At 67.2% G+C, this 13,475-nt stretch carries 16 protein-coding genes; 5 read left to right on the top strand and 11 right to left on the bottom strand.

Features of this window, described 5'->3' with window-relative positions:
• Positions 1-23: 23 nt before the first annotated feature.
• The 3 genes from ACT3CF_RS01390 to ACT3CF_RS01380 form a co-directional block, all read right to left on the bottom strand.
• Positions 24-299, bottom strand: coding sequence for a hypothetical protein (locus tag ACT3CF_RS01390; RefSeq protein WP_478419939.1), 276 nt, complete (start codon positions 297-299; stop codon positions 24-26).
• 97 nt (positions 300-396) lie between these two features.
• Entirely contained in the window at positions 397-717 is a 321-nt protein-coding gene (locus tag ACT3CF_RS01385) for a hypothetical protein (RefSeq protein WP_478419938.1), read from the bottom strand.
• A 163-nt stretch (positions 718-880) separates the two neighbouring features.
• Positions 881-1,264, bottom strand: a complete 384-nt coding sequence (locus tag ACT3CF_RS01380) for a DUF305 domain-containing protein (RefSeq protein WP_478419937.1) — start codon at positions 1,262-1,264, stop codon at positions 881-883.
• Between the two features lie 189 nt (positions 1,265-1,453).
• On the opposite strand from ACT3CF_RS01380, the gene ACT3CF_RS01375 reads away from it, so the two are divergent.
• Complete coding sequence (locus ACT3CF_RS01375) at positions 1,454-2,203, top strand: sulfite exporter TauE/SafE family protein (RefSeq protein ID WP_478419935.1); 750 nt, start codon at positions 1,454-1,456, stop codon at positions 2,201-2,203.
• 57 nt (positions 2,204-2,260) lie between these two features.
• Here the strand turns inward: ACT3CF_RS01375 and ACT3CF_RS01370 are convergent, their stop codons facing one another.
• The 7 genes from ACT3CF_RS01370 to ACT3CF_RS01340 all read right to left on the bottom strand — a co-directional run bounded on the left by ACT3CF_RS01370 (position 2,261) and on the right by ACT3CF_RS01340 (position 7,903).
• Complete coding sequence (locus tag ACT3CF_RS01370) at positions 2,261-2,707, bottom strand: DUF305 domain-containing protein (protein ID WP_478419934.1); 447 nt, start codon at positions 2,705-2,707, stop codon at positions 2,261-2,263.
• A gap of 41 nt (positions 2,708-2,748) precedes the next feature.
• Positions 2,749-3,351 carry a c-type cytochrome gene (locus ACT3CF_RS01365; protein ID WP_478419933.1) on the bottom strand — a complete coding sequence of 201 codons (603 nt, stop codon included), beginning with the start codon at positions 3,349-3,351 and terminating at the stop codon, positions 2,749-2,751.
• A 29-nt stretch (positions 3,352-3,380) separates the two neighbouring features.
• Positions 3,381-4,520, bottom strand: a complete 1,140-nt coding sequence (locus ACT3CF_RS01360) for a copper resistance protein B (protein ID WP_478419932.1) — start codon at positions 4,518-4,520, stop codon at positions 3,381-3,383.
• Positions 4,517-6,487 (bottom strand): copper resistance system multicopper oxidase, encoded by a 1,971-nt coding sequence (locus ACT3CF_RS01355; protein ID WP_478419931.1) that lies wholly within the window; start codon positions 6,485-6,487, stop codon positions 4,517-4,519. The genes ACT3CF_RS01360 and ACT3CF_RS01355 overlap by 4 nt, the downstream gene beginning before the upstream one ends.
• 119 nt (positions 6,488-6,606) lie before the next feature.
• Positions 6,607-7,191 (bottom strand): RNA polymerase sigma factor, encoded by a 585-nt coding sequence (locus tag ACT3CF_RS01350; protein ID WP_478419930.1) that lies wholly within the window; start codon positions 7,189-7,191, stop codon positions 6,607-6,609.
• Positions 7,188-7,625: a periplasmic heavy metal sensor gene (locus ACT3CF_RS01345; RefSeq protein ID WP_478419929.1), complete on the bottom strand. Its 438-nt coding sequence runs from the start codon at positions 7,623-7,625 to the stop codon at positions 7,188-7,190. The genes ACT3CF_RS01350 and ACT3CF_RS01345 overlap by 4 nt, the downstream gene beginning before the upstream one ends.
• Positions 7,622-7,903: a hypothetical protein gene (locus ACT3CF_RS01340; protein WP_478419927.1), complete on the bottom strand. Its 282-nt coding sequence runs from the start codon at positions 7,901-7,903 to the stop codon at positions 7,622-7,624. The genes ACT3CF_RS01345 and ACT3CF_RS01340 overlap by 4 nt, the downstream gene beginning before the upstream one ends.
• 179 nt (positions 7,904-8,082) lie before the next feature.
• Between ACT3CF_RS01340 and copC the strand changes: the two genes are divergently transcribed.
• The 4 genes from copC to cueR all read left to right on the top strand — a co-directional run bounded on the left by copC (position 8,083) and on the right by cueR (position 12,284).
• A complete protein-coding gene (copC, locus tag ACT3CF_RS01335; RefSeq protein ID WP_478419926.1) occupies positions 8,083-8,454 on the top strand; it encodes a copper homeostasis periplasmic binding protein CopC in 372 nt (123 codons plus the stop codon).
• A 3-nt stretch (positions 8,455-8,457) separates the two neighbouring features.
• Positions 8,458-9,390, top strand: coding sequence for a copper homeostasis membrane protein CopD (gene copD / locus ACT3CF_RS01330; protein ID WP_478419925.1), 933 nt, complete (start codon positions 8,458-8,460; stop codon positions 9,388-9,390).
• A 135-nt stretch (positions 9,391-9,525) separates the two neighbouring features.
• Positions 9,526-11,898 carry a heavy metal translocating P-type ATPase gene (locus tag ACT3CF_RS01325; RefSeq protein ID WP_478419924.1) on the top strand — a complete coding sequence of 791 codons (2,373 nt, stop codon included), beginning with the start codon at positions 9,526-9,528 and terminating at the stop codon, positions 11,896-11,898.
• Positions 11,895-12,284, top strand: coding sequence for a Cu(I)-responsive transcriptional regulator (gene cueR / locus ACT3CF_RS01320; RefSeq protein WP_478419923.1), 390 nt, complete (start codon positions 11,895-11,897; stop codon positions 12,282-12,284). Before ACT3CF_RS01325 ends, cueR begins: the two co-directional genes overlap by 4 nt.
• A 45-nt stretch (positions 12,285-12,329) precedes the next feature.
• Here cueR and ACT3CF_RS01315 read toward each other — a convergent pair whose 3' ends face one another.
• On the bottom strand, positions 12,330-13,244 hold the full coding sequence (locus ACT3CF_RS01315) for a cation diffusion facilitator family transporter (protein ID WP_478419922.1): 915 nt from the start codon (positions 13,242-13,244) through the stop codon (positions 12,330-12,332).
• Positions 13,245-13,475: the final 231 nt, after the last annotated feature.

Genomic DNA, 13,475 nt, shown 5'->3' with positions numbered 1-13,475 from the left:
CGCCACCGGCCAGAAAGCCTGCCTCAGCCGGCTGACGGTGCGGCGCTTCCGGGCTGCATGTGCTTCATGCAGTCGTCGGCGCTCATCTTCATCATGTCGCAGTCGCAACTGGCCATCTGCGCGTGATCGGGCACCCAGACGCGCTTGCGCGCCGGTCCGGTGCTGCGCGGCCCGTATTGCGGCACGTCGCGCCATTCATAGTGGCCGGAGCCTTGGTCCTGCGGACTGGTCGCGGCGAATCCAGCTGTGGATGCGAGCAGGGCCGCGCCGAGCGCGGCGGCAATCGTGAACGTCTTCATGACAAATATCCTTAGGTGATCTGGAAACGGCCGGACCGCGCGGGCGGAGCGCCCGCGACGAAAGCGGGCACCACGCATGCGGCGCGTCCGGCGGCGATCAGCTAAGGATACTGGGCGGGTGTGGCTCGGGTACGAGATCGTGGCCGACCAGCACGGTCGAGGTCGGCCAGAAGCTCTGGGCGCTCACCATCGGAGCGCGATCGAGCGGCGGTAACGGATCCCGCGTGAGCGGCAAGGCGCAGCCCATCGCCGAGATGCAGTCGAGCGTGAGCCCGGTGCAGGGCTTCTTCTCGGGCTTGGCGGGGTGCTGGCCCATCATCTCCATGCAGTCGGCGCTCATCGCCGCGGCCGACGCAGCGGCCGCCACCGGGATCGACGCCGCGGCAGCGGCGGTCTGCTGTCCCAGCAGCCCGAACATCGCTCCAAGAAGAAGCAGAAGGGGAAGCGCGCGTTTCACAAGCCCGACCCTAACGGATCCGTGACGGAACGGCAACGAGGGAACACGGCGAGCATAGCGCGCCCGGCGGCCGCGCGACGTCGCCGTGACGCCGGCCGCGACCATGCTGGCCGTGTGCCGTCGGTCATTGCGCCCGCTTGCGATGCTCGCGGAGCCAGCCCTGCAACTCGGTGATCCCGCGCCGCTGCTCGGCCATGGCTTTGGTCGCCATCGCGCGCACCTTCGGATCTCGCGTCTCACGCAGCACGATCTCGGACATCTCGATGGCGCCACGATGGTGCTCGATCATCTTGCGCACCCAGGTTTCCGTGGCATCGCTACCGACGGCATTCATCATCGCCTGGTGCATCTTCATCTCCGCAGGCGGATACGGATTGGCCGGCGTGGGCTGCATCATTCGCTGATCCATCCCACCCATCCGCGAATGGTCCATGCCGCTTTGCGCCACCGCAGCACCTCCGATCAGCGATAACGCGACGAGGGCGGGGAGCGTTCGGGCTGCTTTCATTGTCGGTCTCCTGCATATGCCCCGCCTTGAGGATATACGCAGCCGAACCCGTCAGCCCTCTTCCCGTATCGGATAAACGTTATTTAGGATCGGCCGCGCGACGTCCTGGCGGATGCGCCAAGTCACCCGATCGTGTAGGATCGGGCAATCTATGGGGAGCCGCGCCCCTGAAGGAAGGGGGGCATAGGCGTGAGTCCGGTCGAACTGGCTCTACTCGGGACAGCATTCCTGATCACCGCAACGCTGTACGCCGCGGTCGGGCAGGCTGGCGCCTCAGGGTATCTGGCCGTGATGGCGCTGGCGGGGCTGGATCCCGCGATGATGAAGCCGACAGCGCTCGCGCTCAACATCCTCGTGGCCGGAATCGGCACCGTCCAATTCTGGCGTGCCGGGCGCTTTTCATGGCGCTCCTTCTACCCTTTCGGCGTGCTGGGGTTTCCGTTTTCGCTGATCGGCGGAGCGATCAACCTTCCGGCACACATGTACTTCCCGGCGGTGGGCGCGATCTTGCTTCTTGCGGCCGCGCAGCTTGCCCGGTCGGCCGCGGCAGGAGCGGTGGAGACCGTCAAACCGCCGCAAGCCCCACCGTTCCTCGCATCGCTTCTTGCCGGCGCCATCATCGGCCTGATCTCCGGCATGACCGGGACGGGCGGAGGCGTCTTTCTCGCACCGCTGATCCTGATCATGAACTGGGTGGAGGTGCGACAGGCCGCCGCCGTATCGGCGGCCTACAACCTGCTGAACTCGCTCGCCGCGCTCGCGGGTGCATATGCGACGCTGAACCGGCTTCCGCCCGAATTGCCGTGGTGGCTGGTGGCGGTCGGCATCGGCGGAGCAATCGGAAGTTCGCTTGCCAGCCGTCATCTTCCGGATCGATTGCTGCGATACCTGCTCGCGGCGGTGCTCACAGTCTCGGGACTGAAGCTGATCGTCATGTGACGGCCGCCGGATATTTTAGACCCTGCGGCGACCACGCAGATTTTCGGGGAGCCGCGCTCATTTGCGCGCAAGGATCGCCTTCATCTGGTCGATTTCCTGCGCTTGCGACCGGATGATCTCGCCGCATAGCGTCTTGATCTCCGGGTCCCGGATCGAGGCCTCGCGGCACATCAGGATCGCTCCCGAATGATGCGGGATCATCGAGCGCAGGAAGGCGGTGTCGCCGATGGTCGTCTGCGTGCGGATCAGCGCGAAGGCACCCAGGAATATCACGACGGCGCCGGCGAGCAGCGCGGTGTTGACAGCCTTGGACGGAAACATGTGTTGCATGGCGAGGATCATCAGCACCACCATCGGCGCGACCATCATCAGCGTCATGTAGAGCATGTTGAGATTGTTGTAGAAGCTGCTCAGGCTGTCGATCATCACGAACATCACCAGATACATGATGATGCCGCTGACGATCGTCTGCAGCGCGAGGCTCGCATAGGCATTTTTCATCATCGCGTCTCTCCTTGGCTTGCCCGCCCCGCTCGATACGACCCTCAGTGGCTCCCGTGCATGTGCTCGTCGTGCCCGCCCGCTTCGCCGTTCATGTTCCGCATCATCGCGTCATGACTTTCAGGCGCGCCGGCGACGAGCCTCCGGTATTCCTCAGCCGACATGCCCGGCAGCCGCCGCACGAACGCGACCATGTCCCAGATCAACCGATCGGAATGGGTTTTGCCCCAGGCCGGCATCGCGGTCAGCTTGACTCCATGCTTGATAATCCAGAACTGCTCGCCGGGGCTGTGGCCGGAACGCTTCGCGAGTTCCGGCGCCTGCGGATAGAGGCCTTGGCTTAGCTCCGACCGTTCTACGCCCGGCCCGAGGTGGCAGCTCGCGCACATCTCGCCGTAAAGTCCCGCGCCCGCTGCTACCCGCTTTGGCGACGCCAGGCCAGCCGGCGGCACGATACCGCGCGCGTGGACCGCGACCGAGCGGTCGCGCAGGCTGTCGAGGAATGCATAGACCGGCCGCGAGTGGGGGGCGTCGGCCGCGATATTGTAGAGGCCGAAATAGACGAAGGCGGCGATCCCGAGGAGAAGAACGCCTGCCAGCGCGCCGGTGAAGGCCAGGCTTGGCAGATGGCGCCGCATGGTCCCCATGATCTTCTCCTCGAGCCAGCGGCGCCGGCTCAGAACCAGAGCCGCACGCCGGCGACGAAGCTGGTGGTGGTCGGATCTTCCCCGGCGGCGCGCGTGAAATCGGCGGTCCGGCCGGTCTTCGCCTCATAGGAGACTCCGATATAGGGCGCGAACTGCCGGGTGATCTCGTAGCGCAGCCTGAGGCCCAGCTCCGCATCGGTGAGGCCGGCACCGAGCCGGTTCTCGGGCACGTCCTGCGCGGAGAGGTTGAGCTCGACCCGCGGCTGCAGGATGAGCCGCTGCGTGATCCGCTGGTCGTAATAGCCTTCGAGACGACCGAGCAGATCGCCCTTGTTGCTCATGAACAGGGCGCCCTCGACCTCGAACATGTAAGGGGCGAGGCCCTCGAAGCCGACCGTTGCATAGGTACGGTTCGGCCCCGGCCCCAAATCCTGCCGCACGCCGGCCTGGAGATTGAAGTAGGGACCGATGGCATGGCTGTAGAGCGCCTGGACCTCGGCGCTATCGATGCCTTCCCGAAATGCGCCTTCGCCTTCCGACTTCAGCCACAGGCGGTTGATGTCGCCGCCGACAAAGGCCTCGCCGTCCCAGCGATAGCCGTCGCGGCCCTGCTTGGCCTGATATTCGGCGAGATTGAACATGACCTGATAGAGGGTGCGTCCGCCCTGCTCGCGCATCATCTGTTCTCGTGAGCGCTTCATTTCCTCGCCGGGGAACTGCCGGTCGGCATAATGGTCCATCGGCGGCGGCGGGGCCGGTGCATCGCCGGCGGGAAGCGCCGTGCCCGTCATTTCCATGCCGCCATGGGCGCCCTGCGACGCGGCGTCATGCTGGCTGTGGTCCTGCATGTCCATGCCAGGCATCGCCGGCTGGGGCTGCGGTGCCGTCTCCATGCCGGGCATGGCGGAATGATCCATGTGCTCCATGGCCCCGCCGGGCGCGGCTTCCTGCGGCGCCGGCTTGGCTGCAGGGCGGACGGCCGGCCTGCGCGCCGGCCGCTTGGCTGGCGGCTTCTTCGCGGCGGGGCGTTTCGCTGCCGGCTTCGGCGGCGCCGGCATCTGCATGCCCGGCATGTTCATGCCCTGATGCTGTGAATGGTCCTGGGCCAGCGCCGGCTCGATCGCCAGCAGCGCCGCGGAAGCGGCGAGCGTCGCGAGCAGGCGGTTCATTGCGCCTCTCCCTTCGGCCGCACGCTGACGATCCGCATCATGCCCGCCTCCATGTGGTAGAGCAGGTGGCAGTGGAACGCCCAGTCGCCGACCGCGTCGGCGGTGAAGTCCCAGGTCACCTTGCCGCCGGGCTGGACGATCACGGTATGCTTGCGCGGACCATGGTCGCCATGGCCCGTGACGAGCTCGAAGAAATGCCCGTGGATGTGGATCGGGTGGCTCATCATCGTGTCGTTGATGAGATTGACCCGCACTCGCTCGCCCTCGACGAACGGGATCGGCTCGTGGACGTCGGACATCTTCCTGCCGTCGAACGACCACATGAAGCGCTCCATGTTGCCGGTCAGGTGGATGTCGATGCTGCGCGAGGGGGCTCGCACATCGGGGTTACGATCGAGCGCCATCAGGTCCTTGTAGACCAGCACCTTGTGGCCGACGTCCTCGAGCCCCTGGCCAGGCTCGCCAGTGCGATCCATCGGCATCGGCGCGATCGTCTGCACGCCCGGGTCCCTCTTCACCTGGGGCGCGTTCGAGAAGTCGCGCATCTTCATCGAACCCATGTCCATGGAGCCCATGTCCATCCCGCCGTGCTGGCCGGACATGCCGGACATCCCGCTGTGGTCCATGGCGCCCGACGCCCCGCTGTCCATGCCGGCCATCGCGCCATGATCCATGCCCGGCATCGCGCCGTGGTCCATGGCGGGCATTGGGCCGTGATCCATTCCCGCCACCGCGGCTGCGCCAGCGGTCGCGAGCCTGGCGGACGCGTTCTGCTCGGCCGTCGGATCGACACCGCGCGGCGCGCCGTGGCCGGCTGACATGTCCATGCCCTCCATGCCGGGCATGTTCGACATGTCCATTCCCATGTCCTTCATCGTCGCGAGCGGCCGCTTCCTGAGCGCCGGCACCTCGCCGGCCATGCCGGCACGCGGCGCCAGCGTGGCGCGTGCCATGCCCGAGCGATCGACCGCCTCGGCGACGACCGTATAGGCCTTGTCCTCGGTGGGCGTGACGACCGCGTCATAGGTCTCGGCGACGCCGATCTGGAATTCCTCCACCGTCACCGGGTGGACATTCTGCCCGTCGGCCTGAACGATCGAGAGCTGAAGCCCGGGAATGCGGACGTTGAAGTTGGTCATCGCCGAGGCGTTGATGACGCGCAGGCGCACGCGTTCGCCGGGCTTGAACAACGCCGTCCAGTTGTCGCGCGGCCCATGGCCGTTGATGATGTAGGTGTAGGCCGAGCCGGTCACGTCGAGAACGTCGGTCGGGTCCATCCGCATCCTGCCCCAGTCGAGCCGGTCCTTGAGCCGCTGGTCGCGGCCCGAAAGCAGGCCGGCCAGCGTCTGGCGCTGGAAGTTGAAGTGACCGGGGTCGACCTTGATCCTGCGGAAGATCTCGCTCGGCGAAATCTGGCTGTGATCGGCGAGCACGAGCACATGCTCGCGGTCATACTGGACCGGGTCGGGCCCGGCGGGATCGATGATGATCGGCCCATAATGGCCGAGCTGCTCCTGAAAACCCGAATGGCTGTGATACCAGTAGGTGCCGTTCTGCTTGAGCGGAAACTCGTAGAGATAGCTCGACCGCGGCTTGATGCCGGGGAAGGATACGCCGGGCACTCCGTCAAACTGCGGCGGCACGAGCACGCCGTGCCAGTGGATCGAGCTGTCCTCGTCGAGATCGTTGACCACGTTGAGCCGCACCGTCTGCCCTTCGCGCAGGCGCAGCAGGGGCGCCGGAACGGTGCCGTTGACGCCGATCGCATTGGACCTGCGACCGTCGATCACCATCGTCTGACGCGCGATCCTGAGGGTGATATCATTGCCGGAAAGCGTCGGCAGCGGACGGACGATGCCCGGCGAGACGGTCTGCGCCCAGGCCGGCAGCCATGCCGACAGCCCGAGGCCGCCGCCCGCGAGCGCGGCGCCGCGAAGCAACTGTCGGCGGTCTATCATCTCATGCATGTCTGTCCCCAAGGTCGCGGGCCTGAACCTATGATTGCGATACGCACGCGCGCGCCGACGCCCTCACGATCGGCCCCGTTTTTCATTCGCCTCAGATGGGGTTTGACATCATGTCAGGGTCAAGAGGCGGTGAATCGGCCTCGCTGCAATCGCTCGGAAAGCCTGGCGCGCGCGCGCCGAACCCGCGTCTCGACCGCCTTTTCGGTGATGCCGAGAAGCGCCGCGGTCTCGGCCTGGCTCATGTCCTCGACGGCGCGCAGCACCAGCGGCTCGCGCAGGGCCGCGGGAAGCTCGGCAATGGCGGCGGCGACCCGCCGCACCTCGGCGCGATCCGCCGCCTCTCTATCCGGAAGCGCGCGATCCTCCGCCACTTCGGCGCTGCCCGCGTCGAGCGGAAGCGCGAAGGCGAAGAGGCGCCTGACCGCGCGGCGGCGGCGCCAGTCGCGGCACTTGTTGAGCGCGATGGTCGAGAGCCACCCGCGCATCGGACGCGCACCCTCGTACCGGCCAAGGGCCCGATGCGCGGCAACGAAGGTTTCCTGAACGAGGTCGAGCGCTTCCTCCGGATCGGCGATATTGGCAACGATCAGGCGGTAGAGCGCATCGCGGTGGCGGCGCATGATCTCGGCAAAGGCGGCCTGCCGCCCGCCGAGGCTGAGCCCCGCGAGCTCTCCGTCGCTCAGCGCGGGCAGGTCGAGGCTCACCGCGCGTCGGCAGTCAACGCCTTCACCACTGCCCGATCGAATTTGTCCGCCTGATCGGGACGCAGGATCTGCCGCATCGCGAAGATGTGCGCGAGCGTCGCCTTCTGAAGCTCGCCCATCGCGGCATGCGACGCATCCACGGCGGCGGCGACGCGCGGTCCGTTGCCATGCTCGGCCTGGATCGCATCGGCGAGCCTGGCATTGGCCGCGCGCAGCTCGAACTCAAGCGCGCGGCGGCGCACCGCGAACTGGCGCTCGACCTGCTCGAGCCGCGCCTCCTGCGCTGCGTCGAGCTTCAGCTGATGATGCAGCACGTCGTGAAGCTCCGAGGGCTGTGGCCTCGCCGGGATCAGCATCCGTCCCGCAAACACGCCGATCAGGCCCGCCAGGAAGGCGATCACCGCAATCCCGATCGTCCAGCGCCAGCGAGTCACCGTTCGCCCACCAGCAGCGTCGACGGCGCGAGCGGGCTCGACGGCCCGAATGGCGACAAGGTGTCCGGGGATGGCGACGCGGCGACGGGGCTGCCCGCCGCGATGCCGAGCCCGAGCGCGGCAAGCGCCGCGACGGCACCGACGCGCAGTCCGTGCGACGCCTGTCCGGCGAGCGCCGCGTCTTCCCGGACTCGCGCGAACACCTTATCCTCGATGCTTGTGAGGCCGGGATGCAGCGGCGCAGCCGCCAGCCTGCCCAGCGCCTCGTCCAGTTCCATACTCATGTCCTAACTCCGCACCCCATCTCCTCTATCTACGCAAATGCGCCGGCAATCCCTCACGGATTCTGATCCCGTCGGGATCGAAGCGCGCGCCGCGACGTTCATGAGGGTTGCGCTTCTGCCGTGCGTATTGGGGGTTCCGGCAAACGGGCCGGTGTCTCGGAGTATCGAACCCAATGCGCATTGCCTCCCTTCTCGCCGTTGCGGCGCTGGTCGCACCGCTGCCGGCCTTTGCCCATCCCCGACTGCTTTCGGCCACGCCGGCAGCCAATTCGACGACAGCCCCGACCGCACGCGTCCAGCTCGCCTTTTCCGAACGACTGGTGCAGCAGTTCTCGGGCGCCGACGTGGTCATGACCGCAATGCCCGGCATGAAAATGAATGCACCGATGCGCATGCAGGGCCAGGCAAGCCTCGCCGAGGACGGCAAGACGCTGGTGGTCACGTTCGCCAAGCCGCTGCCCAAGGGCAGCTACCGGGTCGACTGGCACGTCGTCTCGACGGATACGCACCGCGTGCAGGGCAATTACGGCTTCGAGGTCCGATAGACCGTGGATCCGGTCGGCGTCACGGTCCGCCTCGCGCTCTATCTCGATCTCGCCGCCTTGTTCGGGATCGCGGCGTTCGGCCTCTATGCGCTTCATGGCGAGGAGCGTCGGTCAGGCGCCGCGATCCCGTTCCGTCCGCTGATCGTCGGCACAGTGCTGTTGGGGCTACTCGTCTCCGGGGTCGGCCTTGCGACGCTTGCGGCTGGCATGGCCGGCGTTCCTCTGGCGTCGGTCGATCTCGCGTCGGTCCGGATGATCCTGACCGAAACCAGCGTCGGCACCGCCTCGCTGGTTCGCATCGCAGCGCTGACCGCCGCGTTGATCCTTGGGCTAATGGGACGCATGCGGCCCTGCGTGGCGTTGTCCGGTACGGCGGCGGCGGGCGGCACGGCGCTCGCCAGCCTTGCCTGGGCCGGGCATGGCGCCATGGATGAAGGCACTGCGGGGCAGATTCATCTCGCCGCGGACATCGCCCACCTTCTAGCAGCCGGCATCTGGGTTGGTGCGCTGTTCGCGCTTCTGCTCATGGTGTTCCGGCGGCCCAGCCTCGTCGACCGCGACCATCTGATCCTGTCGCATCGTGCACTGGCGGGCTTCTCGACCGTCGGAACCTTCACGGTGGCGATGATCGTCGTTTCGGGGCTGGCCAACAGCTGGCTGCTGGTTGGTCCCGCCAATGTCGCCAGGCTGCCGCTTACGCTCTACGGCCAGCTCCTCCTTACCAAGCTGCTCCTGTTCGGCGCGATGCTGGCCCTGGCAGCGGCCAATCGCTTCCGCCTGGTTCCGGCGTTCGAACGCTCTCTCGCGCAGGCGAACCATCTCGCCGCGCTGAACGCGCTACGGCGCAGTCTGGCGATAGAGACCGGATGCGCAGTGGCTGTGCTCGCGCTGGTCGCCTGGCTCGGCACTCTCGAGCCGCCGGCATCGGGACTGTGACGGAGGACGCGCAGAGACCGCGCCTGCGCCAAAGTGCCGAGCAGACCGGCGGATGCAAGGTGGAGGCGCGAAGATTTCGCCCTTGACCCTGACATGATGTCAAACCTTATCTGGGGTGGCGTTGGAGGAACGGACATGACGAACAGCCACCACGACGCACATCCCGCGCACGGCCACGGCTGCTGCGCAGGCCACGCAGCGAAGCCGACCGGAAGCGGCGCCGAGATCAAGGATCCGGTCTGCGGAATGACGGTCGATCCCGACAGGACCGAACATCACGGCTGGCATCAGGGTCAGGAATATCATTTCTGCAGCGCCGGCTGCCGCACGAAGTTCCTGGCCGATCCCCAGCGCTATCTCGGCGAAACTTCTGCCGAGCCCGAAGCGGTGCCGCCCGGCACAATCTGGACTTGCCCGATGCACCCGGAGATCCGTCAGGATCATCCCGGCGCATGTCCGATCTGCGGCATGGCGCTCGAGCCGGAGATCGCGACTGCCGATACAGGCCCGAGCGCAGAGCTTGTCGACATGAGGCGGCGCTTCTGGATCAGCTTGGCGCTCGCGGTTCCGGTCCTCGTCCTCGAAATGGGCGGCCATCTCTTCCCGGCGCTCCATCATCTCGTTCCCGAGCGTGCCTCGAATTGGATCCAGCTGCTGCTGGCGACGCCGGTGGTGCTGTGGGGCGGCTTGCCCTTCTTCGAGCGCGGCTGGCTGTCGCTCAAGACGCGCCACCTCAACATGTTCACGCTGATCGCGATGGGGACGGGCGTCGCCTGGAGCTACAGCATGGTCGCGACGCTGGCGCCCGGCATCTTCCCCGCCGCCTTCCGGGAGGGTGGAACGGTCGCGGTCTATTTCGAGGCGGCGGCAGTCATCACCGTGCTGGTGCTGCTCGGACAGGTGCTCGAGCTGAGAGCCCGTGAGCGCACGTCGGGCGCGATCAAGGCGCTGCTGGGCCTCGCGCCGAAGACGGCGCGCCGGATTGCGGCCGACGGCCAGGAGGAGGAAGTCTCTCTCGAGCTGATCGCGGTCGGTGACCGGCTGCGCGTCCGCCCCGGCGAGAAGGTGCCCGTCGATGGCACGATTGAGGAGGGCCGCTCGGCGATCGACGAGTCGATGGTGACGGGCGAGTCCATGCCAATCGCCAAGCAGGCCGGCGCCAGCGTCATCGGCGGCACGCTCAATCAGAGCGGCGCGCTGGTGATCCGTGCCGAGCGGATCGGGCGCGACACCATGCTCGCGCGCATCGTCCAGATGGTTGCCGAGGCGCAGCGCTCGCGTGCGCCGATCCAGCGCCTCGCCGACCAGGTCGCGGGCTGGTTCGTGCCCGCCGTGCTCGCAGTGGCGGTCGTCGCCTTCATCGCCTGGGGCATCTGGGGGCCCGATCCGCGTCTCGCTCATGGCCTGATCGCGGCCGTCGCGGTGCTGATCATCGCCTGTCCCTGCGCGCTTGGCCTCGCGACGCCGATGTCGATCATGGTCGGCGTCGGGCGCGGCGCCGGATTGGGCGTGTTGATCAAGAATGCCGAGGCGCTCGAACGCCTGGAGAAGGTCGGGACGCTGATCGTCGACAAGACCGGCACGCTCACCGAAGGTAAGCCTTCGGTCACCCGGATCGTCACGGCCGAAGGATTCGACGAAGCCGAGGTGCTGCGCCTGGCCGCGGCGGTCGAGCGCGCATCGGAGCATCCGCTCGCGCTCGCCGTGGTCGCTGCGGCCACGGATCGGAGCATCACCATCCCGCCGGTGTCGGACTTCGACGCGCCGACCGGCAGGGGTGCGGTCGGAACGGTCGAGGGTCGCCGCGTGACGCTCGGCAATGCGCGCATCATGCGCGAAAGCGGCATCGATCTCGCGGGCGTGGAAGCTGCGGCCGACGAGCTTCGCCGTGACGGGGCCACCGCCATCTTCGTCGGCATCGACGAAAAGGTCGCGGGCGTGCTCGCCATCGCCGACCCGATCAAGGCGACCACGGCCGATGCGCTTAGTGGATTGCGCGCTGCGGGCATCAAGGTGGTGATGCTGACCGGCGACAACCGGACGACCGCCGAGGCCGTGGCGCGCAAGCTCGGCATCGATGCGGTTGAGGCCGAGGTGCTGCCCGACCAGAAGAGTGCGGTGGTCGAACGGCTGAAGCGCGAAGGCCAGATCGTCGCCATGGCCGGCGACGGCGTGAACGACGCGCCCGCGCTGGCCGCCGCCGATGTCGGCATCGCGATGGGTTCGGGCACCGATGTCGCGATCGAGAGCGCCGGCGTGACGCTCCTCAAAGGCGATCTGGGCGGCATCGTGCGGGCGCGCCGGCTGAGTCAGGCGACGATGTCCAACATCCGCCAGAACCTGTTCTTCGCCTTCATCTACAATGCGGCGGGGGTCCCGGTCGCGGCGGGGATACTCTATCCCTTCTTCGGCATCCTCCTGTCACCGATCATCGCTGCGGCGGCGATGGCGCTGTCGTCGGTCAGCGTCGTTGGCAACGCGCTCCGGCTCAATCGGGTCGACCTATGAACATCGGCCAGGCCTCGAACGCGAGCGGCGTCTCGCAGCGGATGATCCGGCACTACGAGAAGATCGGCCTGATCCCGACGCCGCCGCGGCGGGACAGCGGCTATCGCGACTATTCGGATACCGACATCCACCGATTGCGGTTCATCGCCAATGCGCGCGACTTGGGCTTCCCCATCGTCGAGATCGAGACCCTGCTCGCGCTCTGGTCCGATCGTCAGCGATCGAGCAGTGAGGTCAAGGAGCTGGCGGAGGCGCGCGCCGAAGAGCTCGGCCGAAAGGCCAGGGCACTTGAAGCCATGCGCGCGACTCTGCTCGATCTCGCGCGCCGCTGCCACGGCGACGCACGGCCGGAATGTCCGATCCTCGATGAGCTTGGGCGGAGCTGACGCGCGATCGAATAGGACGTTGCCGCCGCCGTCCGCGTCCTGAACCTAGCGGTGAAGATGCTCTCCGCCATCGCAAGGCTCGTCAGCAGCTTCCGTCTGGATCGTGCAGTGCTCGATCCCGAAGCGCGCACCCAGCATGGTCACGATCGAGCCGCGAACCGCGTCGGCATCCGCATTGTCCGCGAGAGTCACGTGTGCCGTGCAGCTGACCTCGTCGTTGGAGGTGGACCAGACATGAAGATCGTGGAGGCCGTCGACACCCGGCGATCCCGCAATCGCCGCCCGCACCTGCCTGAGTTCGAGGCCGCCCGGTACGCCCTCGAGCAGCACGTTGGTGGTGTCCCTGAGCAGGATCCAGGTGCGCGGCAGGACCCACAGGCCGATCGCCACCGCGACGACCGGATCGATCCAGGTCCAGCCGGTAAAGCGGATGGCAAGCGCGCCGCCGATCACGCCGATAGATCCGATCATGTCGGCCCAGACCTCGAGATAGGCGCCCTTGACGTTGAAGCTTTTGTCCTTGCCCGCTTGGAGCATCCGCATCGAGACGAGGTTCACGACGAGGCCGATCGCGGCAACGGCCAACATGCCCCAGGACTGCACTTGCTGGGGTTCGGTGAAGCGCCTGATCGCCTCGACGAAGACATAGATCGCAATCGCGAAGAGGAGAACCGCGTTGAACGCCGCGGCGAGAATCTCGAAACGTCGGTAGCCGAAGGTCCGCCGCTCGTCAGCGGCACGCTGGCCCAGTTTGATCGCCATCAACGCAATGACGAGTGCCGCGACATCGGTCAGCATGTGCGCGGCGTCGGACAGCAGCGCGAGGCTGTTGAACACGATCCCGCCGACGACCTCGGCGACGAGGTACGTCGATGTGAGCGCGAGCGCCCATCCGAGCATCCTGGCGCTCGCGCCTGCCGTGTGGTCGTGGGCGTGTCCGTCGGCGTGATCGTGGGACATGTTCAGCTCCTTCGCGGTCGTTTCACCTCAACGGGAGGGCATTGCGCTGGTTCATCCCCGCGGACGCCTGAGCGGGGACTGCCGCCACGGGCGCGTCCGGGACGGAAGCGTGAGATCGAGGACCTGGGCACGGCCACGGACAGCGTCGATCGTCCGGCCGAGCGCACGGGCGATGTCGCGGGGCTGCTGCCGCGCTCCGAGCCGCTCGCGGAGCTCCGCATCGTCCTCCGC

The sequence above is a fragment of the Sphingomonas chlorellae genome (genome assembly GCF_056485145.1).
This window is presented reverse-complemented; position numbering and strand designations above follow the sequence as displayed.

Coding starts and splice junctions, on each gene's coding strand:
- ACT3CF_RS01315 (WP_478419922.1), bottom strand. CDS start 13,244: ATGTCCCACGATCACGCCGACGGACACGCCCACGACCACACGGCAGGC.
- ACT3CF_RS01385 (WP_478419938.1), bottom strand. CDS start 717: ATGTTCGGGCTGCTGGGACAGCAGACCGCCGCTGCCGCGGCGTCGATC.
- ACT3CF_RS01390 (WP_478419939.1), bottom strand. CDS start 299: ATGAAGACGTTCACGATTGCCGCCGCGCTCGGCGCGGCCCTGCTCGCA.
- cueR (WP_478419923.1), top strand. CDS start 11,895: ATGAACATCGGCCAGGCCTCGAACGCGAGCGGCGTCTCGCAGCGGATG.
- ACT3CF_RS01355 (WP_478419931.1), bottom strand. CDS start 6,487: ATGCATGAGATGATAGACCGCCGACAGTTGCTTCGCGGCGCCGCGCTC.
- ACT3CF_RS01325 (WP_478419924.1), top strand. CDS start 9,526: ATGACGAACAGCCACCACGACGCACATCCCGCGCACGGCCACGGCTGC.
- copC (WP_478419926.1), top strand. CDS start 8,083: ATGCGCATTGCCTCCCTTCTCGCCGTTGCGGCGCTGGTCGCACCGCTG.
- ACT3CF_RS01340 (WP_478419927.1), bottom strand. CDS start 7,903: ATGGAACTGGACGAGGCGCTGGGCAGGCTGGCGGCTGCGCCGCTGCAT.
- ACT3CF_RS01380 (WP_478419937.1), bottom strand. CDS start 1,264: ATGAAAGCAGCCCGAACGCTCCCCGCCCTCGTCGCGTTATCGCTGATC.
- ACT3CF_RS01360 (WP_478419932.1), bottom strand. CDS start 4,520: ATGAACCGCCTGCTCGCGACGCTCGCCGCTTCCGCGGCGCTGCTGGCG.
- ACT3CF_RS01370 (WP_478419934.1), bottom strand. CDS start 2,707: ATGATGAAAAATGCCTATGCGAGCCTCGCGCTGCAGACGATCGTCAGC.
- ACT3CF_RS01365 (WP_478419933.1), bottom strand. CDS start 3,351: ATGGGGACCATGCGGCGCCATCTGCCAAGCCTGGCCTTCACCGGCGCG.